Source organism: Streptomyces sp. NPDC055103, assembly GCF_053607625.1.
The window spans coordinates 58,478-84,061 of the sequence record NZ_JBSGTX010000027.1 but is presented as its reverse complement, the minus strand read 5'-3'; the positions used below and the strand labels follow the sequence as shown (position 1 = coordinate 84,061).

The 25,584-nt window shown below is 70.7% G+C and carries 21 protein-coding genes; 15 read left to right on the top strand and 6 right to left on the bottom strand.

The features are described 5' to 3' along the window. Positions 1-78 precede the first annotated feature (78 nt). From ACWFR1_RS18965 to ACWFR1_RS18950, 4 genes are all read left to right on the top strand, one after another. The gene (locus ACWFR1_RS18965) at positions 79-927 is read left to right on the top strand and encodes a hypothetical protein (RefSeq protein WP_453552522.1); all 849 of its coding nucleotides are present in this window, start codon (positions 79-81) and stop codon (positions 925-927) included. A gap of 117 nt (positions 928-1,044) precedes the next feature. Continuing rightward, positions 1,045-2,310, top strand: a complete 1,266-nt coding sequence (locus ACWFR1_RS18960; RefSeq protein WP_453552521.1) for an FG-GAP-like repeat-containing protein — start codon at positions 1,045-1,047, stop codon at positions 2,308-2,310. A gap of 112 nt (positions 2,311-2,422) precedes the next feature. Beyond that, the gene (locus ACWFR1_RS18955; protein WP_453552519.1) at positions 2,423-3,553 is read left to right on the top strand and encodes an FG-GAP-like repeat-containing protein; all 1,131 of its coding nucleotides are present in this window, start codon (positions 2,423-2,425) and stop codon (positions 3,551-3,553) included. Between the two features lie 58 nt (positions 3,554-3,611). After that, positions 3,612-6,185 carry an FG-GAP-like repeat-containing protein gene (locus tag ACWFR1_RS18950; protein WP_453552518.1) on the top strand — a complete coding sequence of 858 codons (2,574 nt, stop codon included), beginning with the start codon at positions 3,612-3,614 and terminating at the stop codon, positions 6,183-6,185. A gap of 907 nt (positions 6,186-7,092) precedes the next feature. On the opposite strand, the gene ACWFR1_RS18945 is transcribed toward ACWFR1_RS18950, so the two are convergent. Then, positions 7,093-7,449 carry a bestrophin-like domain gene (locus ACWFR1_RS18945; RefSeq protein ID WP_453552564.1) on the bottom strand — a complete coding sequence of 119 codons (357 nt, stop codon included), beginning with the start codon at positions 7,447-7,449 and terminating at the stop codon, positions 7,093-7,095. Positions 7,450-8,338: 889 nt separating this feature from the next. Here ACWFR1_RS18945 and ACWFR1_RS18940 point away from each other — a divergent pair. The 4 genes from ACWFR1_RS18940 (at position 8,339) to ACWFR1_RS18925 (ending at position 11,128) form a co-directional block, all read left to right on the top strand. Then, complete coding sequence (locus tag ACWFR1_RS18940; protein ID WP_030939356.1) at positions 8,339-8,542, top strand: cold-shock protein; 204 nt, start codon at positions 8,339-8,341, stop codon at positions 8,540-8,542. Positions 8,543-8,757: 215 nt separating this feature from the next. Continuing rightward, positions 8,758-10,260 carry a DEAD/DEAH box helicase gene (locus ACWFR1_RS18935; protein WP_453552515.1) on the top strand — a complete coding sequence of 501 codons (1,503 nt, stop codon included), beginning with the start codon at positions 8,758-8,760 and terminating at the stop codon, positions 10,258-10,260. A 102-nt stretch (positions 10,261-10,362) separates the two neighbouring features. Beyond that, positions 10,363-10,767, top strand: a complete 405-nt coding sequence (locus ACWFR1_RS18930; protein ID WP_453552513.1) for a CBS domain-containing protein — start codon at positions 10,363-10,365, stop codon at positions 10,765-10,767. A 49-nt stretch (positions 10,768-10,816) separates the two neighbouring features. Next, positions 10,817-11,128 carry an SCO5918 family protein gene (locus ACWFR1_RS18925; RefSeq protein ID WP_453552511.1) on the top strand — a complete coding sequence of 104 codons (312 nt, stop codon included), beginning with the start codon at positions 10,817-10,819 and terminating at the stop codon, positions 11,126-11,128. Positions 11,129-11,236: 108 nt separating this feature from the next. Here the strand turns inward: ACWFR1_RS18925 and ACWFR1_RS18920 are convergent, their stop codons facing one another. Beyond that, complete coding sequence (locus ACWFR1_RS18920) at positions 11,237-11,596, bottom strand: hypothetical protein (RefSeq protein ID WP_453552509.1); 360 nt, start codon at positions 11,594-11,596, stop codon at positions 11,237-11,239. A gap of 825 nt (positions 11,597-12,421) precedes the next feature. Between ACWFR1_RS18920 and ACWFR1_RS18915 the strand changes: the two genes are divergently transcribed. The 4 genes from ACWFR1_RS18915 (at position 12,422) to ACWFR1_RS18900 (ending at position 19,898) form a co-directional block, all read left to right on the top strand. Next, positions 12,422-12,760, top strand: a complete 339-nt coding sequence (locus tag ACWFR1_RS18915; RefSeq protein WP_453552507.1) for a MerR family transcriptional regulator — start codon at positions 12,422-12,424, stop codon at positions 12,758-12,760. Between the two features lie 119 nt (positions 12,761-12,879). Next, entirely contained in the window at positions 12,880-14,514 is a 1,635-nt protein-coding gene (locus ACWFR1_RS18910; protein WP_453552505.1) for a sigma-70 family RNA polymerase sigma factor, read from the top strand. Positions 14,515-14,804: 290 nt separating this feature from the next. Beyond that, a complete protein-coding gene (locus ACWFR1_RS18905) occupies positions 14,805-17,195 on the top strand; it encodes a non-reducing end alpha-L-arabinofuranosidase family hydrolase (protein ID WP_453552503.1) in 2,391 nt (796 codons plus the stop codon). Positions 17,196-17,261: 66 nt separating this feature from the next. Continuing rightward, entirely contained in the window at positions 17,262-19,898 is a 2,637-nt protein-coding gene (locus ACWFR1_RS18900; protein ID WP_453552562.1) for an RICIN domain-containing protein, read from the top strand. A gap of 65 nt (positions 19,899-19,963) precedes the next feature. Here the strand turns inward: ACWFR1_RS18900 and ACWFR1_RS18895 are convergent, their stop codons facing one another. From ACWFR1_RS18895 to ACWFR1_RS18885, 3 genes are all read right to left on the bottom strand, one after another. Continuing rightward, positions 19,964-21,718 carry an FG-GAP repeat domain-containing protein gene (locus ACWFR1_RS18895; protein WP_453552501.1) on the bottom strand — a complete coding sequence of 585 codons (1,755 nt, stop codon included), beginning with the start codon at positions 21,716-21,718 and terminating at the stop codon, positions 19,964-19,966. A 92-nt stretch (positions 21,719-21,810) separates the two neighbouring features. Then, positions 21,811-22,188 (bottom strand): hypothetical protein, encoded by a 378-nt coding sequence (locus tag ACWFR1_RS18890; RefSeq protein ID WP_453552499.1) that lies wholly within the window; start codon positions 22,186-22,188, stop codon positions 21,811-21,813. A 73-nt stretch (positions 22,189-22,261) separates the two neighbouring features. Next, the gene (locus tag ACWFR1_RS18885; RefSeq protein WP_453552497.1) at positions 22,262-22,687 is read right to left on the bottom strand and encodes a GNAT family N-acetyltransferase; all 426 of its coding nucleotides are present in this window, start codon (positions 22,685-22,687) and stop codon (positions 22,262-22,264) included. A gap of 94 nt (positions 22,688-22,781) precedes the next feature. Here ACWFR1_RS18885 and ACWFR1_RS18880 point away from each other — a divergent pair, with 94 nt between their 5' ends. Further along, a complete protein-coding gene (locus ACWFR1_RS18880; RefSeq protein ID WP_453552495.1) occupies positions 22,782-23,408 on the top strand; it encodes a hypothetical protein in 627 nt (208 codons plus the stop codon). Positions 23,409-23,527: 119 nt separating this feature from the next. Beyond that, positions 23,528-23,719 carry an antitoxin gene (locus tag ACWFR1_RS18875; RefSeq protein WP_453552493.1) on the top strand — a complete coding sequence of 64 codons (192 nt, stop codon included), beginning with the start codon at positions 23,528-23,530 and terminating at the stop codon, positions 23,717-23,719. 117 nt (positions 23,720-23,836) lie between these two features. Here ACWFR1_RS18875 and ACWFR1_RS18870 read toward each other — a convergent pair whose 3' ends face one another. Continuing rightward, on the bottom strand, positions 23,837-24,454 hold the full coding sequence (locus tag ACWFR1_RS18870) for an MBL fold metallo-hydrolase (RefSeq protein WP_453552491.1): 618 nt from the start codon (positions 24,452-24,454) through the stop codon (positions 23,837-23,839). A gap of 153 nt (positions 24,455-24,607) precedes the next feature. On the opposite strand from ACWFR1_RS18870, the gene ACWFR1_RS18865 reads away from it, so the two are divergent. After that, entirely contained in the window at positions 24,608-25,567 is a 960-nt protein-coding gene (locus ACWFR1_RS18865) for a GlxA family transcriptional regulator (protein WP_453552560.1), read from the top strand. The last annotated feature ends 17 nt before the right edge of the window (positions 25,568-25,584 follow it).

Below are 25,584 nucleotides of genomic sequence, written 5' to 3'. Positions count from 1 at the left end.
TTGGCTACATCGCGATCTGGGCCAGGTCCAATGCACGATCTTCACCCTCATCGGCCACCGCAGAGGAATCCAGCCACCGTGCAGTCCGTCAACGCCCGCACCCAATCCGCCCGGCGCCTCGCTGCTGCCGTCCTGATCACCGTCGGACTCACCGGCCCGCTCACCGCCTGTGGTGGCTCCCAACCGTCCGCTTCCCACGCCGGGATCATGGCCGCCGGGTCGGGTCGGCCCACCGCCTCCGAAGGCCCCCAGTCGTCGGCCGCCCCCCAGTCCACCCAGTCCCCCCGGTCATCCATGCCCCTTCAGACCACCCCTCAGTCCCCTCGCATCACGACATCACCACAGGCCACGCTCACCCCGAAGAGCGGAAGGACCCCCGGTGAACCCAAGCGCTCGCAGGCGGCTTCCCACACCCCGGCCCTCCCGTACACCCCGCCTGCGGGCACGTCGCAACATCTCCCCGAGGGACAACTGACCGTCGCCGACGCCGCACGAATCACCGTCGGGATCAGCGGCCTGCCCGCCTCGCCCCTGCTCGTCTCCGGCAGCGCACCGGTGGAGTTCACCGTGACGATGCGCAACACCGGAGACACCGACTTCCCGTTCATCGCTCCCGTGGTGCGGTTCGACCAGTACGACGGCGGGCTCGCGCCCCTCGGATCGGTCGGCGGCCACCTGGAGCGCTTCGATCCGGCGACTGACGCCTGGCAGGCCGCCCCGCTGCCGCAGGCATCCGGCATGGACTTCCTTCTCGCCGCCACCGGCGGTGCGCCCCTGCCCAGGAGCGCGGTCACGAAGATCCGCTACCGGGTGACGCTCGGCGGCGATCTGCGCGCCGGTGTCACCGAACTCCAGGTGTACGCCGTCTCCCAGCCGTCCAACCAGCAGGCCGGAATGGCCGCGACCACGGTGACGATCGCGCCCTGAACGTCCGCGACCGGCTCCCCCTCACTGCCTGACCGCATCACCACCCATCACCCCGGCCCACGTGTGCCCACGTGCGCCCACCTGAACTTCGCCATACCCGAAAACAGGAGACTGAACATGTCCAAGGCCTCTCTTCGTCGCACGCTTCAGGGAATGCTCGCCACCGCCGCGCTCGCTCCGGCCCTCCTGTTCGCAGGCGCCCAGCCCGCCTCGGCCAGCGTGGGTTCCACGATCACGGGCATAGCCGAGCAGAACCTCGGCAACGGGCCGTGCGACACGAACAGCGACGGAGGCTCCGGCTACTACAACAGCTGCTCGGAGGCCTGGTGCGCCGACTTCGCGAAGTGGGTCTGGAACCAGGCCGGTGTGAACGTCACCGGTCTCACCGCGGGCGCCGGCAGCTTCGGCCAGTACAACGGCGGACTGACGCAGACCCCGCACGTCGGTGACGCGGTGGTCTTCAACTACAACGGTGCCGGGTACGCCGAGCACGTGGCACTGGTGAAGTCCATCAACGCCGACGGCACCATCACCACCATCGGCGGCAACCAGAACGGCGCCGTGACCTACGGCACCATCAGCAACGGTTACTACAACACACAGAAGGTCAGCGGCTATGTGTCGCCGATCGGTGGGGTGGACGCCGCGCCGGCTCCGGTGTTCACGCAGACGGCCGCCGCGGACTTCACCGGCGACGGCCAGGCCGACATCATCGCCCGCGACGCCTCGGCCACCCTCAAGATGTGGACCCACAACCCCGGCGGCTACTTCAACTCGCCGGTCAACGTCACCGGCGGCTGGAACTTCACCCAGACCGTGACCGGAGACTTCAACAACGACAACAAGAACGACATCATCGCCAGGGACGCCAGCGGAAACCTGAAGATGTGGCTCGGCCGGGGCGACGGCACCTTCAACGCCGCGAGCCACATCACCGCCGGCTGGAACTTCACCCAGACCGCCGCCGCCGACTTCGACGGCAACGGCAAGGACGACCTCATCGCCAAGGACGCCGACGGCAACCTCAAGATCTGGGCCGGCCGAGGCGACGGCACCTTCAACGCCGCAGCCCACCTCTCCGCCGGCTGGAACTTCACCCAGACCGCCGCCGCCGACTTCAACGAAGACGGCCAGGCCGACATCATCGCCAAGGACACCAGCGGCAACCTGAAGATGTGGACCCACAACCCGGGTGGTTACTTCAACGCCCCGGTCAATGTCACCGCAGGCTGGAACTACTCCCAGACCACCGCCGCCGACTTCGACGGCAACGGCAAGGCCGACATCATCGCCCGCAACGACACCACCGGCGACCTCACCATCTGGGCCGGCCAGGGCAACGGCACCTTCAACGCCGCCAACAAGCTCACCAGCGGCTGGTAACCACCAGCCGACCTTCGCCGGTGCCGTACGGACGTGATCGGTACGGCACCGGCCCCTGGCCCGCGACGCGGCCGGTCCCCCTCACTCTCCCCGCCCGGAAGGTTCCTTCGCCATGTCCTCCCGCACCCCTGCCGCCCGCCGCCGTGCCCTCGCCCTCTCCCTCGCGACCTGCTCCGCGCTCGTTGCGCTCGGCGGCACGACGGGGACGTCCCACGCCGCCTCGGTCAGTACGTGGGAGAAGCTCGCCGAGTGCGAGAGCGGCGGCGACTGGACCGCGGTCAGCAGCGGAAGCGTCACCTACTACGGCGGCATCCAGTTCAGCCTCGCCACCTGGCAGTCGATCGGCGGAACGCAGTACGCCGCCTACCCGCACCAGGCGACGAAGAACCAGCAGATCATCATGGGCGAGAAGCTCCTCGACACCGCGGGCGAGAACCAGTGGCCCGTCTGCGGCCCCAAGGTGGGCCTCGGTTCGGACCCTGCCGACCCCTTCCCGGTCGACGAACCGCCGGCTCCGGTGTTCACGCAGACGGCCGCCGCGGACTTCACCGGCGACGGCCAGGCCGACATCATCGCCCGCGACGCCTCGGCCACCCTCAAGATGTGGACCCACAACCCCGGCGGCTACTTCAACTCGCCGGTCAACGTCACCGGCGGCTGGAACTTCACCCAGACCGTGACCGGAGACTTCAACAACGACAACAAGAACGACATCATCGCCAGGGACGCCAGCGGAAACCTGAAGATGTGGCTCGGCCGGGGCGACGGCACCTTCAACGCCGCGAGCCACATCACCGCCGGCTGGAACTTCACCCAGACCGCCGCCGCCGACTTCGACGGCAACGGCAAGGACGACCTCATCGCCAAGGACGCCGACGGCAACCTCAAGATCTGGGCCGGCCGAGGCGACGGCACCTTCAACGCCGCAGCCCACCTCTCCGCCGGCTGGAACTTCACCCAGACCGCCGCCGCCGACTTCAACGAAGACGGCCAGGCCGACATCATCGCCAAGGACACCAGCGGCAACCTGAAGATGTGGACCCACAACCCGGGTGGTTACTTCAACGCCCCGGTCAATGTCACCGCAGGCTGGAACTACTCCCAGACCACCGCCGCCGACTTCGACGGCAACGGCAAGGCCGACATCATCGCCCGCAACGACACCACCGGCGACCTCACCATCTGGGCCGGCCAGGGCAACGGCACCTTCAACGCCGCCAACAAGCTCACCAGCGGCTGGTAACCACCAGCCGATCGCAGCACCCCCGACGTCGACAAAGCCAGGAAAGGCAGTTCCTTCCATGCCCCGCACCGCATTCGGGTCCACCAGGACGAGACTCGTCGCGACCGCCCTCGTGGTCGGACTGGCCGCCACCGGGCTCGCGACCACGCACGCGACTGCCGCCGAGACCGTCTACACCTCGTTCAGCAGCGCCTTCAACAACGCCGGCATCGCCACGCAGGCCGCCCCGGGTGTCGCGGACCTCGACGGAGCGGGCGACAGCCTGTCCGCCGACGCGCTCAACGCGGCAGGCTGGACCCGCGGAGCACGCATCACCGTCAGCGGCACGACCTACGTGCTGCCCGACGTCGCCCCCGGGCAGATGGACAACATCGTCGCCGCCGGTCAGCGGGTTCCCGTGTCCGGTTCCGGCAACGCCCTCGGCTTCCTGCTCACCGCCACCGGTGGCGCGGTGTCCGGCTCGGGCACCGTGCACTACAGCGACGGCACCACCTCCGCGTACAACCTGGGCAGCGTCGGTGACTGGGAGACCGGCAACGCGGTCGCCGCAGCCGTCGTCCTCGACCGCTCGGCGCGCGGCACCACTCCCGTAAAGCTGTTCTCGGTCACCGTCCCCGTCACCGCGGGCAAGTCGGTCGCCTCGGTCACCCTTCCCGCCGCCCCCGCCGACGGAAAGCGCCTCCACGTCTTCTCCGCGGCGGTACGCAGCACCCCGGCCGCGCCCGGTGGAACCTCCTGGACCGGAAGCTGGGCCGCGTCCTTCAGCCACGCGGGCTCCACATCGATGGGGGCCGAATACCCTGACTGGTCGAACCAGACCTTCCGCATGGTCGTCAACCCGCACACCAGCGGCAGCACGGTCCGGCTGCGCTTCGCCAACACCTTCTCCGCCGACCCCGTAAAGCTCGGCCACGTCACCGTCGCCGGGCAGTCCAGCGGTGCGAGCGCCGCACAGGCCCCGGCCACCCTGACCTTCGGCGGCAGCCAGCAGGCCACTCTCCCGGCCGGTGGCGAAATCGTCAGCGACCCGATCGCCCTTCCCGTCACCGCAGGGAAGAACCTGCTGGTCAGCTACCACCTGCCCGGCACGGTGACGACCGCCCCGCAGCACGGGTACGCCCTGGCCACCTCGTACACCACTCCCCGGCTCGCCGGTGACCGGTCCGCCGACGCAAGCGGCGCCGACTTCACCAAGCAGCTCTCCTTCTGGAGTCTGGTCAGCGGTGTCGACGTCGCCACCGCCGGCACCCCGGGAACCGTCGTCACCCTCGGCGACTCCCAGACCGACGGTGGCCACAGCACCAAGGACACCAACCGGCGCTACCCCGACTTCTACGCGTCCTTCCTCAACGGCGCGCCCCCCGCGCCCGGCGTCCTCAACGCAGGCATCAGCGGAAACCGGATCGTCAGGGACATCGCCGCGGGACAGGGGGCCAGCGCGGTCACCCGCCTCGACCGTGACGTCTTCGCCCAGCCCAACGTCCGCGAGGTGATCCTCTACGAGGGCATCAACGACATCCTCGACGGCGCGTCAGCGGCCTCGGTCACCAACGCCATCCAGACGATCGCGGCCCAGGCCCGCTCCCGGGGAGTACGCGTCACCGTCGCCACCATCCCGGGCTTCTCCGGCTACCCCTCCGCCGCCTCGACCTTCCGCGTCCGCGAGGCCGTCCGGCAGACCGTGAACAACTACATCCGCACCACGAGCGACATCGACGACTACATCGACTTCGACGTCGTCTCCAAGGACCTCGACGACCCCTACGCCCTTCGGCCTTCGGTCGCGAGCACCGACAAGCTGCACTTCAATGACGCCGGTACGGAGCTCCTCGGCCGTACTCTGGCCGACCGCACCGCTCGGGCTTCGCTCCCCATGGGAGAGACCACGGCCGCGGACTTCAACGGTGACGGGAACTCCGACCTCCTGGCCCGGCACGACCCCACGGGCACCCTGAAGGTGTGGCTCGGCCGCGGCGACGGCACCTTCGCCGCCGCGACGGACCTCACCGGCGGCTGGCAGAACTACTCCCAGACCGTCGCCGCCGACTTCACCGGTGACGGCAAGGCAGATCTCATGGCCCGCTACGAGGGCCCCGCCAACGAGAACGTCCCCCAGAACACGCTCCGGCTGTGGGTCAACCGGGGTGACGGCACCTTCGCGGCCCCGAGCAACGTGACCGGTGGCTGGAACTTCACCCAGACCGCCGCCGCCGACTTCGACGGCAACGGCAAGTCCGACCTCATCGCCCGCGACCCCGACGGCAACCTCAAGATCTGGGCCGGCCGAGGCGACGGCACCTTCGGCGCCGCAGCCCACCTCACCGGCGGCTGGAACTTCGCCCAGACCGTCGCGGCCGACTTCAACGAGGACGGCCAGGCCGACATCCTCGCCCGTGACCCCGCCGCAGGCACGCTCAAGGTGTGGACCCACAACCCGGCCGGCTACTTCAACGCCCCCGTCCACGTCACGGGCGGCTGGAACTTCTCCCAGACCACCGCAGCCGGCGACATCGACGGCGACGGCAAGGCGGACATCCTCGCCCGCGACAACGCGACCGGCAAGCTGAAGGCCTGGTCGGGCCGAGGCGACGCCACCTTCACCTCCGCTCGCGATGTGACGGGCGGCTGGTAGCCCCGAGGCGGGTGCGGCCCCAAGCGTGCCCCTCGGAGCAGTGAACAGCGGATACGACGGGCATCGACGAGCCCGTGAAGGGCACCGTGCGAGATGACATCTCCGCAGGTCAGCCATTCCTGCAAACCAGCTCGGCGTCGGTGATTCCCAAGCTTGTGGCGCGGGTTGATTCCCGTCATCCGCTCTTCTACGAAGCCCCAGGTCAGAGACCTGGGGCTTCGTCGTTGTCCCCTCGGACCCTGATGGAATGGTCGTCAGCGCGGAACGGCTGCTGCGCCGACGCGAGGGCCGACACCCCCGTGCTGCTGAGTCCGCAGGACTCCGTTCGTGATCGCTTCCATGCGTGCCGCGTGCGTGTTGCAGGCCGTACGGGTATCGCGGCGACATGGCGCGCGAGGATCCCCTCACGGTTCTCACGCATACCTTGCTCGCTACGACGCCGAGCCTTCTCGTCGTAGGGGTTCTCCAGGAGGTCGAAGAACAGTTCGCCGCCGCGCGAGAGCGAAGTCTCCGAGCAGGAGCGGTTCTTGGGCGACATCCTCCAGGGCATTCACCAACGGACTGCCCCTTGCCGTACCCGGCCCCGCCGAAGGCAGACCCATGATGCGCAGCACTGCATCGATGCGCCAGGCGATGCACGAGTCGTGCGAGCAAGCCGACGGGTGCTTGCCGGTCTGGGGCCCGGCCAATACACCCTCCACGATGAGGACGGGTCGGTCACTGTCACGCTGTACGACTTCTGACGAGGTCTGACGACCAGTCGGTGAGGTACACGGCCAGGTCTCGCTCGAGCGGCTTCTTCGTCTGCAACCAGATCTTCCGCCTGCCCCTCGTCTGAACCACCCGGCTCCACTCCTCACCTCCGGACGTGCGGCGGACAGCCCTGTCTGGGGGAGGAGCCTGCGTCCTACCTGCCCGTTCGGGCCCCTTGGCCGTCGCAGGGCAGGGGGCGGCCGGGGTGGTCCTCGGCGAAGTCGGCCACCGTGTCCTCCATGGAGGTGCTCGAGATGTGGATGTGGCCGGAGAACGGCCGGTCGATGTCCTCGATGAGGAGCAGGGAGCCCGTGAAGATTCCGGCCAGGACGAGCAGCAGCACGAGGTGCGCGGGGCCACGCCTGACCGGAAGGCCGAAGGCGAAGGCGAAGGCGCCGATGGTGGCGAACGAGACGACCATGAACCAGTAGACGACGGGCGGGATCGCCGGGGCGGCCTCGGACAGCCGGGTCTGGCGGGCCACGGAGCGCTCGTCGGCGGCCTCGACCAGCAGGTCCGGCGTCCCGTCGTCCGTACGGGCCAGCGCCTTGAAGTGGCGGCGGAAGTCCGAAGGCCAGACGGATGCCTCCAGGGGGCCGGGGCGCAGTCGGCCACCTCGCAGAGCTGGTCCACGCGGTGCGCCTCGGCGGCCACGACGATGACGAAGGCGACCAGGAGGACGGCGAGCGTCTCCAGCGGACTGATGAGGTCGCTGACCGGCGCCGTCTCCTCCTCCTGGTCCTTCGGCGACCGTCGGCGCCGGTACTGGTTCGCGGCCGGTCCGACGGCGAGCGCGGCGGCCATCGCCACGATGGTGGTGAGCGTCAGCATGCTCGGGCCTCAGGGGGAAGTCGGCCGGCCGGTCACGCGTTGCGGCGGTCGCCCTGGTCGTCGCAGGGGAGGTCGGTGGTCTTGTGGTGTCTCCCCCTTCGTCCGGCGGCGGGGTGTCCCCCCGCGCCCGCCCCTCGCGGCAGCTACCTGCCGCTGCGGCTTCCGAGAATGAATCTCGTACGTAATGGGACAGACATCACGGATCCGCGCATCTGCGGCCAGACCCCCGTCCGGCAAGCGGCGCCCGGGGTCCGGGTCCGCGCTTCCGAAATGCTGTGGTCAGGGGGATTCAATATCTATGACCGCGGTCCGAGAATTTACCGAGCCTCGCAGGGAGAGTTTTTACCGCAACGCGCGGAGAGCGATTGCTCTCCGCACAGCGGCCGCTGCGGCATGCTACTGTCGATATCAGTTGCAGTTTTGGTACCCAAAGACTTCAAGCGCCTCCGGTCGGCCTCGCCGCACAGGATCGCTTTTTATTTCCGGTCATTTTCCGGGCAGGGCATCATCGCGGCGACACGGCATCCGTAAAGTGCGGATTCCGGTGTACTGCCCAAAGGAGATATGACATGGCTACTGGCACCGTGAAGTGGTTCAACGCGGAAAAGGGCTTCGGCTTCATCGAGCAGGACGGTGGCGGCCCGGACGTGTTCGCCCACTACTCGAACATCGCCGCCCAGGGCTTCCGCGAGCTGCAGGAGGGCCAAAAGGTCTCCTTCGACATCGCGCAGGGCCAGAAGGGCCCGACGGCCGAGAACATCGTTCCCGCCTAAGCCTGACGCACAGCTCGTAGCTGGGGCCCGCATCCCTCGGGGTGCGGGCCCCAGCTACATGCATTTCCGGCAGCGATTTCACCGGCGGGACGACCGCCGACCCCTGCCGACGAGATTCACTTTCGCATTCCCCTCGGCCCGTTCTTTTGGTTCCCCGCGCCGCTCCATCGCTGCGGGAATTCCTTGATGACGTGCCGCATCAAGGAAGGTTCTTCATGAACCCCACACGTACGAACAGCCGCTCCCCCCACGGCCGCCGCCGCGCCGGCGGATCCACTTTCGGCTCCACCGCCGCTCCCAGCCGGGGCGGTCGCTTCGGTACGTCGGCCCCCAGCCGTACGGGAGACCCGAGCCGCTCGGGTGGCCGCGGCCGCCGGCCCGCCCCCGTGCAGGGCGAGTTCGCCCTCCCGAAGACGATCACGCCGCCGCTGCCCGCCGTCGAGACGTTCGGCGAACTCGACATGCCCCAGGAGCTCCTCGCCGCGCTCACCGCGCAGGGCGTGGCCGTGCCGTTCCCGATCCAGGGCGCGACCCTGCCGAACTCCCTCGCGGGCCGCGACGTCCTGGGCCGCGGCCGGACCGGTTCCGGCAAGACCCTCGCCTTCGGCCTGGCCCTCCTGGCCCGCACCGCCGGGCAGCGCGCCGAGCCCCGCCGGCCGATCGCCCTCGTCCTCGTCCCCACCCGCGAGCTGGCCCAGCAGGTGACCGACGCCCTCACGCCGTACGCGCGCGCCGTCAGGCTGCGCCTGGCGACCGTCGTCGGCGGCATGCCCATCGGGCGCCAGGCCGGCGCCCTGCGCGGCGGTGCCGAGGTCGTCGTCGCCACCCCCGGACGCCTCAAGGACCTCATCGACCGCGGCGACTGCGCGCTGAACCAGGTCGCGATCACCGTCCTGGACGAGGCCGACCAGATGGCCGACATGGGCTTCATGCCCCAGGTCACCGCCCTCCTGGACCAGGTGCGCCCCGAGGGCCAGCGGATGCTGTTCTCCGCCACCCTGGACCGCAACGTCGACCTCCTGGTCCGCCGCTACCTCACCGACCCCGTCGTCCACTCCGTCGACCCCTCCCAGGGCGCGGTCACCACGATGGAGCACCACCTCCTGCACGTGCACGGCGCCGACAAGCAGCGGGTGACGACGGAGATCGCGGCGCGCGAGGGCCGGGTGATCATGTTCCTGGACACCAAGCACGCCGTGGACCGGCTCACCCAGGACCTCCTCGACAGCGGCGTCCGCGCCGCGGGGCTCCACGGCGGCAAGTCCCAGCCCCAGCGCACCCGCACCCTCGCCCAGTTCAAGACGGGTCACGTCACCGTCCTGGTCGCCACGAACGTCGCCGCGCGCGGCATCCACGTCGACAACCTCGACCTCGTCGTCAACGTGGACCCGCCGACCGACCACAAGGACTACCTCCACCGCGGCGGCCGCACCGCCCGCGCGGGCGAGTCCGGCAGCGTCGTCACCCTGGTCACCGCCAACCAGCGGCGCGGCCTGACCCGCCTCATGGCCACCGCCGGCATCGTGCCCCGGACCACGCAGGTCCGCTCCGGCGAGGAAGCGCTCCACCGGATCACCGGCGCCCGGAAGCCCTCCGGCATCCCGGTCACCATCACCGCGCCGGTGACCGAGCAGCGTAAGCGCGGCCCGGTGTCCCGCGGTCGACGCAGCGCCGCCGCCTCGGCCCGCCGCGCGAGCACGCAGCGCTCCGGCGCGTGAGTCCCTGTCGGCCCGGCGCGTGAGCCCGTGACGCTCGCGCGCCGGCCCGGCACTCCGCACGCCATGTGAACAGGAAACCGACCCATCTCCGCAGGAGGCATTTTGACGCTGGTCCAGACGCAGCCCCGCTCGGCGAACGCCACCCCCGCGGACAGGAGGGTCGCCGACGCCACCGAATCGGCCGCACCACGGGTCGGTGACGACATGACCGTGGAAGTGGCCCTGTCCGTCGTGATCAGTGCCCGCGCGGGGCATCTGCTCATCTGTGACGACGACGGTCTGTGTACCCGAACGGTCACCCGCGTACAGCTCGCCGCCGTCCGTGACAGCAGCGCGTACACGGACCGCATCCGGCTGCGCGACATCCTCGGCGACCGCGGGCCGTTCGTCTCGGCCCGTACCCCGATCGCCCCGATCGCCGGACACCCGACGAGAAACCGTCGGACGGGCGCCCTGCCCGTCGCTGCCGGCCAAGGCGGCGCTCCGGGCGTCCTCGACGCCGCCTGAACCGACGCACCGCTGCCGGACCCTTCTCCCCTTCTCCCTGTGAGGCACCATGCGTTGTGTCATCGCCCGGTTCCCGTTCGATCTGACGAAGAGCGGCGTCCTGGAATCCATGAAGGGCGTCAAGCCCGAGCCGGTCACCGGCGAGTCCGTGATCATCGGACGCCGTGTCTACCCCGTCAAGCAGGTCGGCCAGGTCGTCACCCGCCAGGACCGTCGTGACTTCACCGCCGGGGAGGTCCTCAGGGCCATGACCCGGCTCGGCTTCACCTGCCGCGGGCTTCCCGAGGCCGACGCCCCCGCAACCGGACTCACCCCCGTCCAGCAGGCGTCCGCGCTGCTCGGCGCACCGGTCGCCGTCTGACCGACGGGACCGGCGCGAGCCGCCACCGGAACAGCCGGAAGAGCCCGACCCGCGCACGTGCGGGTCGGGCTCTTCCGCGTACCGCCGGGTTTCCCCGGCGGCGCCGTGTCAGTGGTCGGAGTAGCTGAAGTCGCCCATGCTCCAGGCGCTGACGTCCGCGATCGCGACGCGGTACATCCCGCCCGTCTCGGGGATCCCCACCGTGCCCTGCAGGATGCGGGCCACATGGAAGTGCAGATGTGTGGGCGGCTCGTCACCACGCGGCACGGCGGTGAAGACGGCGGAGAACTCGCCCAGGCGGGCCGAGTCCGTCAGGACCTCCGACACCCGCTGCCTCCACACGGCTTCGGGAGCCAGCCGACCGGTGATGACAGCTCCACCGGTGACCACGGTCAGGGACATCTGATTGCTCCGCACGGACTCCACCAGGGCGGCGACGTCAACGAGCAGCTCGTCAGGCTTCGACATGAGAGCCGATTCTATTCGCCCGCCGTCCGCAGAAGGCGCGACGGGATGTGACGCGCTCGGACACGACCAGGACCGGTGTCGGCGGCGGCATCCCGTGCCTGACCTGCGACGCAGGCGGCTCCGCACACCCTGAACCGGCCATGAAGGACTAGCTCACCTCCCGGCACACAAAAATCTATCTCGGCCGGAGTAGACATTGGGTGGTGGTCTGGTTATGGTTTCTCTCGTAGCCCAGAGAGACAAGAGGGCCCGGCAGAGATGAACTGCCGGGCGGCAGTAACCGCAGGTGTAGTCGCAGGACGGTGCGGTGGTGGAGTTCCGAAGCCAGTTTTGTGAGGACGGCGACGGGACTGACGACCGGACCGGGTGGCCCGCAGTGATGAGGGGCCGCCGTGAACGGGACCGCTGTCATGGCAGTCGCGGTACCCGTTGGTGAAGTACGCAGGAAAGCAGTACCGGCAGTACCAGCAGTACCAGCAGTACCAGCAGTACGCAGGAAAGCAGTACCCGCAGTACGCAGTACCAGCAGTACGCAGTACCCCCGTTGGGAAGCAGTTGATCACCGAGGGAGAACGGAGGAGCCGAGCGCGCCATCAGGATCGCCCGGGCGGAAGTCCTGAGCCCGGGTACCGCAGGACATCGACAGTGAGGTGGTCTCCGGTCAAGCAACCGCGATCCCCGCGTACCCGACAGTGTCTCGGTCGGGTCGGCGGAAACAGAAGGCCGGTGCAGTATCAGGACCGGCGGATGGTGTAGTAGTTCCTTCGGGGCCCTGGTGCCAGTACGGCACCAGGGCCCCTCCACGCGTTCACCAGAGAGGTGCCAGTGACAGCAGACAACTCCTTCGACCGTCTCGACGACGACGACTACCCCGCCTACACGATGGGCCGGGCCGCCGAGATGATCGGTACCACCCAGGGATTCCTGCGCGCCCTCGGCGAAGCGCGCCTCATCACCCCGCTGCGTTCCAGCGGCGGCCACCGCCGCTACTCCCGCTACCAGCTGCGCATCGCCGCCCGCGCCCGGGAGCTGGTCGACCAGGGCACCCCCATCGAGGCCGCCTGCCGCATCATCATCCTCGAGGACCAGCTCGAAGAGGCCCAGCGCATCAACGCCGAGTACCGCCGCGCCGCCGAGTCGTCCCCTCCGCCGGCCGCGGACTGAGCCGGGTGCGCGGGGCCGTCACGCGCCGTCGAGGACGCCTTCGCGGGCGTGCCTCGCCGACGCTAGGGTGAGGCGCCTACTCGGCGGATCGCTCCCCGAGGGAGGTAGGGGTGGGGCTCATGGACGCGGACCACGCGGGGCTGGTCGTCGCGGCGCAGGCCGGGGACGAGCAGGCGCGCGATGAGCTGATCGCCGCGTACCTGCCCTTGGTCTACAACATCGTCGGACGCTCGCTGAGCGGGCATGCCGACGTCGACGACGTCGTCCAGGAGACGCTGCTGCGGGTGGTGCGGGACCTGCCCGCCCTGCGTGCCCCGGAGAGCTTCCGGTCCTGGCTGGTGTCGATCACGCTCCGCCAGATCACCACCCACTGGCACCGGCAGCGCACCTCCACCGACCGGACCACGCCCCTCGACGAGGCGCTTCAGATACCGGACGCGGGCGCCGAGCACGAGGACGTGACGATCCTGCGTCTGCGGGTGTCGGACGAACGTCGCCAGGTGGCCGAAGCCGGGCGGTGGCTCGACCCGGACCATCGGGTGCTGATGGCACTGTGGTGGCAGGAGTCCGCCGGCCTGCTGAGCCGTGAGGACGTCGCCGCCGCGACGGGGCTCTCCGTCGCCCACGTCGGAGTACGTCTGCAACGCATGCGCGAGCAGTTGGAACTGAGCCGGACGATCGTCGCCGCCCTGGAGGCCGACCCGCGCTGCCGGCGGCTGGACGAGACCGTCGTCGGCTGGGACGGTCTCCGTACGTCGGTGTGGCGCAAGCGGATCGCGCGGCACACCCGCGACTGCCCTGTCTGCTCGGCGACGAGGACAGAACGGGTTCCGGCCGAACTCCTGCTCCTCAGCCTCGCGCCGCTGGCCGTCCCGGCCGGGCTCCTCGCCGCGCTGGCCGGCAAAGGCCTCCTGTCGGGTACGGCCGCGATCGCCGCCGGGCCGGCCACGGCACACGTCGCAGCCGGCACGGCTACGGCATCTGCATCGGCATCCGTATCGGCATCGGCCTCGGCCTCGGCGGGAGGCGGCCTGCACGGCGGGCTGACCGGCGCGCTGCACGCGGTGACCGCTCATCCGCTGGTCAGCCTCACCGCCGGCGCGGTGCTCATCGCCGGGACCGCCACCTACGCGACCTGGCCCGAACCGGTCCATCGGAAGCCCGCCGTCATCGCCGCGCCCACGGCGGTCGGCACCCCAACGCCGGTCCCGGCGCGCACCACCCCGCCGGTCCCGTCGCGCACCACCCCGCCGGTCCCGTCGCGCACCCCCACGCCGGCCGCACCGCCCCCGGTCAGTCCGACCGCCGTCGCGGGCACGGTTCCGCTGGGCGCGCGGTCGCTGGAGTCCGTGGACCAGCCCGACCTGTACGTCACGTACGCCGGCGACTTCGCGACGCTCGGCCGGGTCTCCGCGTCGAGCGACACGCAGACGCGGCAGCGGGTCACCTTCACGGTCGTCGTGGGTCTTGCCGACACGCGGTGCGTCACCTTCCGGGCCGCCGACGGCCGCTATCTGCGCCATCGGGACCTGCGGCTGCGGCTGAGCGGCGACGACGGCAGCGCACTGTTCCGTGAGGACGCCACGTTCTGTCCGCGCCCCGGGGCGGTCGCCGGGTCGGTGACCCTGCACGCGCACAACTATCCCGGGGCGGTCCTCCGCCACCGCGACGGCGGCGTCTGGCTCGACGGCTCCGACGGCACCCGTACCTTCGCCGGCCAGGCCTCCTTCATCGTGCGCGGGGCCGGGGCCTGAGAACCGCTCCTCGGGCCAGGGCCGGACCGCGGGGCCCGGCATGACGTCTTCCGCCCGCGAGACGCGTCACCGGGCAATCGTCCGGACGGGACGAATTTCTGTTACGACGCCGTGAGTCCGGAGGCCTCCCTTGCGTGGGGTTCACTTCCCGCCGCTCACCATGACGTGCCGGCGGGGCGGGTTCCCCGACTTCCCCCGTTGACGCATGCCCGGAAGAAGGCCCCTCCCATGACGCGACACACCCCCACGATCACCGCACCCAGGGTGCCCCGCGGCCCCCGAGGAAACTCATGAAGGGCCTGCACCGGCTCAGCCGGCGCCGCCGGACGGTGACGGCAGGACTGGCGGCCGCGGCGGTGGTGGCCGGTGTCGTGACGCTCCTGCCCGGCGCCGCCGGAGCCGCGAACCTGGGCACGCAGGCGGCCCCCTCGGGCCGGTACTTCGGCACCGCCGTGGCCGCCGGCAGGCTCGGCGACCCGGCGTACACCGCGATCGCCGACCGCGAGTTCACCATGATCACCCCGGAGAACGAGATGAAGTGGGACGCCGTCCAGCCGTCCCGCGGCACCTTCACCTTCGGCCCCGCGGACCGGATCGTCGACCGTGCGAAGGCGAACGGCCAGCGCGTGCGCGGCCACACCACGGTCTGGCACTCACAGCTCCCCGCCTGGGTCGGCTCGATCGGCGACGCGCACACGCTGCGCGAGGTGATGGACCGTCACATCAACACCACGATGACCCACTTCAAGGGCAAGATCTACGCCTGGGACGTGGTCAACGAGGCGTTCGAGGACGGCCCCGGCGGCCGGCTGCGCGGCTCGGTGTTCCAGAAGGTCCTGGGCGACGGCTTCATCGAGGAGGCGTTCCGCACGGCCCGTACGGCCGACTCCTCGGCCAAGCTCTGTTACAACGACTACAACATCGAGAACTGGTCGGACGCCAAGACCCAGGGCGTCTACCGGATGGTCAAGGACTTCAGGTCCCGCGGTGTGCCGATCGACTGCGTCGGGTTCCAGAGCCACTTCGGCACCGGCGGCCCGCTGTCCAGCTTCCGGACCACCCTGGCCAATTTCGCCGCCCTGGGTGTCGACGTCCAGATCACCGAGCTGGACATCGCCCAGGCATCACCCACCCACTACGTCGGAGCGGTCAACGCCTGTCTTTCCGTGGCCCGTTGCACTGGCGTCACGGTGTGGGGCGTCCGTGACAGCGACTCCTGGCGCAGCGACGAGAGCCCGCTGCTGTACGACAGGAACGGGAAGCCCAAGCCCGCGTACACCGCCGTCATGAACGCCCTCGGCTCCGCATCGGGTACCACCCCGGGGAAGCCGAGCGACGGCACCGGCACTGATGCGGGTACGGGTTCCGGTACGGGCGAGATCAAGGGCGTGGCCTCCGGCCGCTGTCTCGGCACCCCCGCCTCCACCACCGCCAACGGCACCCAGGCGCAGCTGTGGAGCTGCAGCGGTCAGGCCAACCAGCGGTGGACCCGCACCGCCGGCAAGCAGCTCAGGCTCGACGGCGGCAAGTGCCTGGACGCCAAGGGCAAGGGCACCGCCAACGGCACCCCGGTGGTCGTCTGGGACTGCAACGGCGGCACCAACCAGCAGTGGACCGTCAACGCCGACGGCACGATCGCGGGCGTCCAGTCCGGGCTGTGCCTCGACGCCGTCGGCGCGGGTACCGCTGACGGCACCAGGATCCAGCTGCACTCCTGCTGGTCCGGCGGCAACCAGAAGTGGACCGTCCCGTCCGGCTCGGGCGGCGGCACGTGCGCTCTTCCGTCGACGTACAAGTGGAGCTCGACGGGCGCCCTGGCGCAGCCGGCGAACGGGTGGGCCTCGCTGAAGGACTTCACCACGGTCGTGCACAACGGCAAGCACCTGGTCTACGGGTCGAACTTCACGGGATCGTCGTACGGCTCGATGACGTTCAGTCCCTTCAGCACCTGGTCGGACATGGCGTCCGCCGGACAGAAGGCGATGAACCGGCCCGCGGTCGCGCCCACGCTGTTCTACTTCGCGCCCAAGAAGGTCTGGGTCCTCGCGTACCAGTGGGGCCAGTGGCCCTTCATCTACCGCACGTCGAGCGACCCCACCGACCCCGACGGCTGGTCCGCTCCGCAGCCGCTGTTCACCGGAAGCATCCCCCGCACCGACTCCCCCACCGGCCCGATCGACCAGACCCTGATCGCCGACGACCGGAACATGTACCTGTTCTTCGCCGGTGACAACGGCAGGATCTACCGGGCGAGCATGCCGATCGGGAACTTCCCCGGCAGCTTCGGCTCCTCGTACACGACGGTCATGAGCGACACGGAGGCCAAGCTGTTCGAGGCCCCCCAGGTCTACAAGGTCCAGGGCCGGCAGCAGTACCTCATGATCGTCGAGGCGAAGGGCGCGAACGGGCGCTACTTCCGCTCGTTCACGGCCACCGACCTGAACGGTTCATGGACCCCGCAGGCCGCCACCGAGAGCAACCCCTTCGCGGGCAAGGCCAACAGCGGCGCCACCTGGACCGCCGACGTCAGCCACGGCGACCTGGTCCGGGCCGATCCCGACCAGACCATGACGATCGACCCCTGCGATCTGCAGTTCCTCTACCAGGGCAAGTCCCCCACCGCGGGCGGTCCCTACGACCGACTGCCGTACCGCCCGGGTGTCCTCACCCTGCGGCGCTGACCCGGCCGACCCGCCCGTTCCACGGTGACACGCAAGGAGAACCGACCCCCCATGAACCAGCCCCCCATGAAGAACCCCACGAACGGTGGACGCCGCGGGCGTCACCGCCGTCGCTGGACCGCGACAGGACTGCTGCTCGGAGCGCCCGCGCTCGTCGTGCCGTACCTCCTGTTCGTGCAGGACGACTCGCAGGCCGCGACGGTCGACGGCAACGCCTACTACCGGCTGCTCTCCGTACGCAGCGGCAAGGCGCTGGACGTCAAGGCCTTCTCCACCGCCGACGGCGCCCGCGTCCAGCAGTACACCGACCAGAACACCGCCAACCAGCAGTGGAAGCTGCGCCCCGCCGGGGACGGCTACTACGAGCTGGTGAACCGCAACAGCGGCAAGGTGCTCGGCATAGCCGGCGGCTCGTCCGACCGGGCGGCCTCCGCCGAGCAGCAGACCGACAGCTCCTCCACCTCCCAGGAGTGGCGGATCGACGAGGTGAGCGGTTCCGACGCCGTCACCCTCACCTCCCGCAGGAGCGGCCAGGTCCTGGACGTCTCCGGTGGCTCCACGGCCGAGGGCGCGGGAGTCATCCAGTATCCCGGCAGGGGCAGCACCAACCAGCAGTGGAAGCTGGTGAGGACGGCCGACTCCCAGGCGGCCGGAACCGGACCGTACACGTGGCGCAACGCCCAGGTGGTGGGCGGCGGTTACGTCACCGGGCTCGTGTTCAACCCGCGCGCGAAGGGCCTGCTGTACGCGCGCACCGACATGGGCGGCGCCTACCGCTGGGACGTCGCGGCCGAGCAGTGGATCCCGCTGACCGACTGGGTCAGCGAGAAGGACTGGAACCTGCTGGGCATCGACTCGCTGGCCACCGACCCCGTCGACCCCGACCGGCTCTACCTCGCGGCGGGCACCTACACCAACAACTGGGCGGGCAACGGCGCGCTCCTGCGCTCCACCGACCGCGGCCGCACCTTCCAGCGCACCGACCTGCCCTTCAAGCTGGGCGCCAACGAGGACGGCCGCGGGGCCGGCGAACGCCTGGTAATCGACCCCGCGAACAACGGCACCCTGCTGCTCGGCACCCGCAAGAACGGGCTGTGGCGCAGCACCGACCACGGGGTGAGCTGGAGCCAGGTGTCCTCGTTCCCCGTGAAGGACGGGGCGGGCAGCGGCGCGGGCATCTCGTTCGTGACGTACGGCCCGGCCGGCAGCAGGACGGTCTACGTCGGCGTCGCCGACGCGTCCCGGTCCCTCTACCGCTCCACCGACGGCGGCAGCACCTGGCAGGCCGTACCCGGGCAGCCCACCGGCCAGATGCCGCAGCACGGCGTCCTCTCCGGTGACGGCTCGCTGTACCTGACGTACACCGATGTCGTCGGACCCAACGGCGTGACCGCCGGCTCGGTGTGGAAGCACACACCGTCCGGCGGTACGTGGAAGAACGTCTCGCCGTCGCAGGGCGGTTACGGGTTCTCCGGTCTGGCCGTCGACCCGCGGAAGCCGTCCACGGTGATGGTGACCACCCTCGACCGCTGGTGGCCCGAGGACGAGATCTACCGCACCACCGACGGCGGCACGACCTGGAAGGCGCTGGCCGAGAAGTCGGTACGGGACGCCTCCGCCGCTCCGTACGTCGGTACCGGCACCGGGCACTGGATGACCGCCCTCGCCATCGACCCCTTCGACTCCGGACACGTGCTGTACGGCACCGGTAGCGGCATCTGGCGGAGCAAGGACGCCCACGCCACCGACAGCGGCGCCACCAGCCACTGGACCGTGGGGTCCCGGGGCCTTGAGGAGACCGCGGTCCTGGACGCGGTCGCCCCGCCCGGCGGCGCCACCGTCATCACGTCCATGGGCGACCTGGGCGGCTTCCGCTACAGCACCCCCGACTCGCTGACCAGGGTGCCCGCCGGGCGGCTCAAGAGCCCCATGATGATCACCAGCACGGCCATCGACTTCGCCCAGTCCAACCCCTCGGTCATGGTCCGCGTCGGCCGTGGCGGCGAACAGGACGGCGCCTACTCCACCGACGGCGGCAGCAACTGGAGCGGCTTCACGTCGGAGCCGGTGGGCGGCGCCGACAGCGGGCAGGTCGCGCTCTCCGCGGACGGCTCCGCCATCGTCTGGACCGAGGAGGGGCAGGCCCCGTACCGCTCGACCGACAAGGGGGCGAGCTGGTCGAGGGCCGGCGGCCTGGGCACCGGCGCCGTGGTCGTCGCCGACCGCTCCTCGGCCAGGACGTTCTACTCACTGGCCGGCGGCACGCTCCACGCCAGCACCGACGGCGGCGCGACCTTCAGTGCCCGCGCCACCGGCCTGCCCACCGGCCGGCTCAGCGCCGTCCCCGGCATCGCCGGGGACCTGTGGATCGCCGGCTACGACAAGGGGCTGCTGCACTCCACCGACGGCGGCCGCACCTTCACCACGCTCACGACGGTGAGTTCCGCCTCCGCCCTCGGCTTCGGCAAGGCCGCGCCGGGCGCCTCCTACCAGGCGCTGTACCTGATCGGCACCGTCAAGGACGTCACCGGAGTCTTCCGCTCCACCGACAAGGGCGCCACCTGGGTCCGCGTCAACGACGACGCCCACCAGTGGGGCAACATCAGCGGCACCGGCGTCGTCACCGGCGACCCCGACACCTACGGGCGCGTCTACATCGGCACCAACGGCCGCGGGCTCCAGTACGGCGATCCGTCGTCCTGACACCGGCGCCGCTCTAGGGGGCCGCAGGCCGCGCACAGCGGCCTGCGGCCTGCGGCCCCTGACGGTCAGAACACGAAGTCCGACGCGTACGCGCCGACCCGGTTCAGCTCCATCACTTCACCGGTTCGGAACGGGACCTTCCAGTCGCCGGTGCCCTTGTACAGCTTCGGCAACTGGTAGTCCACGCCGAGGCCCATGAGGTCGAGGCGCCCGTCGCCGTCCGCGTCACCGGCGGCGATCAGCGTACGGAACGCGTTCCAGCCGCCGCCGATCCGCACACGGGGCGCGAACGTGCCGTCGCCCTTGCCCAGGTGGAGCCAGAGGACGCCGTCCCTGCCACGGCCGACGAGATCGCCGGCGGGGCCGCCCGCGATGTTGCCGACGGCCGTGATGTCGTTGTAGATCCCCCAGCCGGTGCCGAGCTTCTTACGCGGGAGGAACGGCTTCGTGGCGCTGCCCGTGCCGGTGTGGAGCCACAGCACGCCGGACCTGTCGGCGGCGAGCACGTCCGCGCGGCCGTCGTTGGTCAGGTCGCTGCCGGACGCGATCTTGTCGTAGATCCCCCAGCCGACACCGATCTGCACCCGGTTCGCGAAGTCGCCGGTGCCCTTGCCCTGGTGCAGCCAGAGCACGCCGGACCTGTCGCGTCCCAGGAGGTCGCCGACCGGCGTACCGCCCAGGTTGCCGGCGGCCTCGATCCGGTCGTAGACGCCCCAGCCCGCACCGAGGTAGGACCTGGTTCCCGCCTCGTTGACGCCGTGCCACTCCGCGCTCGGACGGTAGAAGAGGTCGGTGCGCCACAGGCGTCCCGCGGAGTCCCGACTGAGCAGGTCGGGGCTGCCGTTGTCGTTGAAGTCGTGCGGCTGGACCTTGCGGACGACCTTGAACGTGCCCTTGGCCGTGACGTTCGGGCCGATGCCGTTGACCGGCACGCCGGACATCTCCCAGGTGAAGTCGCCGTTGGGGACGTCCCCGTCCCAGTCGTCGTCGCCGCCGCTGCCGACCCAGGAGAACGCCGGCGTGGTGGCGCTGAGTGGCACGGTCACGACATCGGTCTTCCCGGTCCGCACGTGACGGACGGTGACCCTGTGGCTCCGCACCTCACGGGACAGCGTCCATCTGAAGGTGAAGCCGTTGACCTTGTCGAGATCGAGGACCGCCGGGGGCACGGTCGAGGCCGTGGCGACGACCTCGGTGGGCTCGCCGGTCTTCGCGACCGGCTCGGCCTCCAGGGTGTCGCCGCCCGTGTCCGCGATCCGGTACACGCCCTCGCCCTGGCCGACGAGGCCGCCGTGCGCGTAGAGGCTGCTGTCGGGGGCGGAGGTGAACTCGTAGGCGTGGTCGAGGACCTTCACCTTCGCCTTGGTGGTGAGGTTGTAGGCGGTGATGGCGTGGTGGGCGCTGGGCTGGACGAAGCTCATGCCGCCCTTCTGCCCGTACAGGACCCAGTCGCCGACCAGGCCGACCTGGAGGTTGCCGAGCGGCGGCGCCGGGGGCAGCGGGGCCTCCTGCACGGCACCGGTGGCCCGGTCCGCGACGCGGAGGCGGAGGCTCGGGTCCGTCGCCGAGGCGGCGGCGAACCAGGCGACGTGGGTCGCGGAAATCGTCTGCGGGCCGATCTCGGGGTCGCCGAGGGTGAGGACGCCGGTGGCGAGGTCGAGGAGGCCCCACCTGCTCGGCGCGTTGTACCAGGTGACCTTGGCGTGGGTGGGTGTGGCGGGCGTGACCGTGACGGAGGTCGCGGAGACGGGAAGGCCGGTGACCGTCACCGCGGGGGCCCCGGCGACGTGCTTGCGGAGCACCGTGCCGGCCTCGGTCACGGTGGTGGTGAAGACGGCGTCGCCCGCCGCGCCCGCCCACTTCGCGTCGGTCGCCAGGGAACCGACGGGGACCTCCAGGGAACCGTTCGTCGTCAGGTTCCGCTGTGTGATCTCTGCCCGCCCCTGAAGACCAGGAAGTCCGTGGTCGGCGTCGACCGCAGGTACATGGCACCGTCGTACGTCTCCCCGGCACCGTCCGAGTAACGTCGGAAGGTCGCGACGTTCGTGTTGGAGGTCGTCAGGAAGCCGGTCACACCGGCACCGTCGAGCCTGCTGTACTTGGGGTACACGATCGGGGCCGCGGTCGTCGTCGCGGTCGCCGTCGCGTCCTCCGCCGCGAGCGCCCCGCCCGCGCCCGGGGCGGCGTACCCGGGAGCGGTCAGCGCGGTCGCCCCGAGCGTGACGGCGAGAACGGTGGTGCCGGTGCCGGCGAGCCGCCGTCGCGTCGAACGGGCCAGGGGCGCGGGCATTCCTCCCGAAACAACAGGCGCACCATACGCCTTGACGTTTGAGACCCCCGAGCGGCCGAATGGTTGTACGGGCCTACCGCGGCGGTGTCGTGGGAATGGAGGACCACCAGGTCGAGGGTGCCGCGACGGTGTACCCGAGGGACTCGTCCAGCGGCCTGCCCAGTTTCGAGGCGGTGAGGGTGGCCGGCAGGTCCGCCAGGTGGGCGAGGGAGCCGAGCATGACGGCCCGACCCACGCCGCGCGACCGGAAGGCCGACGACGTACCGACCCAGTAGCGGCTGCCGACGCCGTCGTCCACGAAGCTGACGCAGGCTCCCGCGGCCACGCCGTCGTGCAGGGCGACGAACACCTCCACGCCCGGCTGCCCGAGCAGCGCCGCCGGGAACAACTCGCCGGGCCGGTACGGCTCGTATCTCGTCAGGTCGAAACCCTCGATCACGATCCGCTCGGCCGCCCGGAGGTCCTCGGGCCTCCGTACCTGGCCAACGGTAGTGCGCACATGGCCCCTCACACGGGCCACTTCGACGCTCGCGGACTGGGCCACTTCCGGGCCCCGGAACGTACCCGGAAGGGTTCGAACTACCCTTCGGGGCATGGCTTTGCGACCTGACGAGTTCTACGACCACGCTCTCGCCGCCGCGGACGGTGAGCGCCGGCTTCCACTCGCGCGCATGACCGGGTGGGACATCAGCCCGTTCGAGCCGGACGGGTTGCGCGTCGCGGCGCTGCGGCCTCCGGTGCTGCCCGAGCCTCCGCGGCACGGCGAGGACCCGTCGGACTGTCAGTCGTGCCGTGACCGGGGCGAGGGGATCTGGTTCAACGACCGCTGGCGGCTCACGCGGATCACGGGCGTCGGTGTGCCGCTGGTGCTCATGCTGCATCCGATCGAGCACCACGACATGGACGACCTGCCCGATGAACTGGCCGCCGAGCTGGGTGTCCTGTCCGCGCACCTCGTCCGCCACGTCCAGGCCCTGCCGCACATCTCGCGGGCCCACGTCTACCGCATCGGAGACGGCGGCGCGCACCTCCACATCTGGTTCTTCGCGCGGCCCGAGGGACAGGCCCAGCTGTACGGATCGTGGATGCCCGTCTGGGACGACCTGCTGCCGGCCTACCCGGCCGATGTCGCGGACGCGGACGCGGCGGTCGTGGCGGACGCGTTGATCGCCTCCCTCGGGGGACGCCGGTCCGCCGCCGGCGCGTCGCCGAGCGACTGATTCGAAGGAGCCGCGCGACCGGGCTGCCCGCAACGCCAGGCGAGGGCGGCCCTGCGGATGCGGAAACTCCGGATGGCCGGGATGCTGGGTGCGTCGGCTTTTCGTGAGGAGGACAAGCAATGTCCATGCTCGACAAGCTCAAGGGCATGATCAAGGGCCATGAGGACACCGCACGTCAGGGTGTCGAGAAGGCGGGCGACGCCGTCGACGCCAAGACGGGCAACAAGTACCAGAGCCACGTCGACACGGCCCAGCAGAAGATCAACGACGCGCTGGGTACGCAGGAGCAGCAGCCACCGGCCAAGGAGTAGCCCTCCCTCCGAACGACCGACGAGGCCCCGGGGCGGTGTCCCGGGGCCTCCGGCGTTTCTAGGGCGCGCGGGGACGTTCAGGGACAGGCGAGGAGCCACCTCCGGCGTTCCAAGGTCCTAGCGCGGCGCCGTGTCGTCCGCCGGGAAGGCCGGGCCGTGGCCGGGGACGATGACGTCCGCGGCGGCCAGCACCCGGAGCCTGGAGTCGCGCAGGACCGTGTGGTCCGGGGCGACCGGGTCGTCCACCGGGCCGTTCGGCCGCCACCAGAGGTCGCCCACGAAGGCCACGACGTCCGTGTCGGTGCCGGCGAGGAGCGTGATGTCCTCGCGGCTGTGCCCGGGCGTGCGGATCAGCCGCAGCGACGGGGTGAGTTCGTAGCCCTCGGCGTCCCGGTCGGTCCACTGGTCGTTCACGTAGATCGCCTTGTGGTCGTGGACGCGCGCCTGCCCGAACAGGCCGACGTTCATGGTGTTGTCCGGGTGGTGGTGGCTGAGCACGACGTCGGTGATGTCGTCGGGGCCGAGGCCCAGTGCGGCGAGCGGGCCGAGGATCCGGTCGCGGCCGGCCACCATGCCGGGGTCGACGATCACATGCCGGTCGCCGTCGTGGACGTAGGAGACGGTGGCGGCGACCCCCGGGCCGGTGGAGAGGGTGTAGCCGGTGGTCAGGACCGTGTAGCGGGCGGTGCGGGCGAGCGGCGCGTCGGCGGGGTCGCTGGTGGTGTTGTCGTTCATGGGGGCAAGTCTTCGCGTTCGGCCGGGCCTTCACGAGTGGCCCTGCTGCCACCGATCGCGTGAATCGTGCCAGGCGTGGCGGCCGTACCGTGTCACACTCCTGGCGTGCCGCCCTTCGTGACCGTCGCCGCCTATGCCCCGCCCGGCGTCGGCATGCTCGGCGCCGGCATCGTCTCCGAGGTGTTCGACGCCCGCGGTCAGGGCCTGCCCCTCTTCGACTTCGCCCTGTGCACCGACCGGCCCGGCCAGGTCCGCACCGACGTCGGACTGCCGCTGGTCGTCGAGCACGGCCTGGACCGCCTCGCCTCCGCCGACCTCGTCATCGCGCTGCCCTGGGCCGACTTCCGTACGTCCCCGCCCCCCGCCGTGCTCGACGCGCTGACCACCGCCCACGGGCGGGGCGCGCTCGTCGCCGCCCACTGCGTCGGCGCCTTCGCGCTCGCCGCGGCCGGGCTCCTCGACGGGCGGCGGGCCACCACCCACTGGCGGTTCGCCGGACTCCTCGCCGAGCGCCACCCGGACGTCACCGTCGACCCCGACGCCCTGTACGTCGACGAGGGCAGCGTCGCCACCGGTGCGGGCGCCGCCGCCGGCTTCGACCTGTGCCTGCACCTCCTGCGGCGCGAGTACGGCGCCACCACGGCCAACGCCATCGCCCGGGACCTGGTGCTCCCCTCCCACCGGGACGGCGGCCAGGCCCAGTACCTGACCACCCCCGTACCCGAGGACAGTCAGGACGAGCGTCTTGCCGAGGCCCTCGCCTGGGCCCGTGAGCACCTCGACGAGCCGCTGCCCGTCGCCGAGTTGGCGCGCCGGGCCCTGATGAGCCGCCGCTCCTTCGCCCGCCGCTTCGCCGCCTCGACCGGTACCACCCCGCACGCCTGGCTGCTCGGGCTGCGCCTCAGCCGCGCCGAGGAGCTCCTGGAGACCACGGACCTGCCGGTCGAGGAGATCGCCCGCGCGGTCGGCTTCGGCAGCGCGGCCGTGCTGCGCGCCCGGTTCGTCCGCCGCCGGGGCGTCCCGCCCCGCTCGTACCGCCGCTCCTTCACCCGTCTCGAAGGGCCCGGGGAGCCGCCGAGAGACGACACGCCGAAGAGCCCGGACGCCCCCTAGCCCGTACGGGCGTCCCC